General features: G+C 49.7%; 1 pseudogene. It reads right to left on the reverse strand.

The features are described 5' to 3' along the window. Positions 1-374 (reverse strand): annotated as a pseudogene (locus BHE89_RS26615) (RNA-guided endonuclease InsQ/TnpB family protein); the annotation flags it as partial.

A 374-nucleotide genomic window follows, 5' to 3' on the forward strand; every position in this document is an offset into this window, starting at 1 on the left:
TACCCGTTCGTGTACACCTGCAAGCTGTATTCGGGCTTTACGGCGATTAGCACTCCCTTTTGGCTTGCGAGATAAGGCTTTTTGTTTTCGACGTAGGTGACGGCTGGCATTGATAAGGTGGCGCGGATTAGCAATCTTATTGCCGTCTGATTTGATGGCGTAATCGACTCAGCCCCACATCAAGCCCCGTGATATTTGATATCAATGTTGGCTTTGCCGGTGCTTCTCCCCCGTCATCACAGAGTAGTGACGCATAGTATTTTCCGGTTGCGCTGCGGCTCAGTGTGATACTTTTCAGCGCCCCCGTAATTTCACGATGTAAACGCGCTTCAATCGGTGCGATTTTCGGGATTTTTATCGCGCCATCAATGACT

Source organism: Shigella sp. FC1967 (assembly GCF_001743005.1).
Classification (GTDB): domain Bacteria; phylum Pseudomonadota; class Gammaproteobacteria; order Enterobacterales; family Enterobacteriaceae; genus Proteus.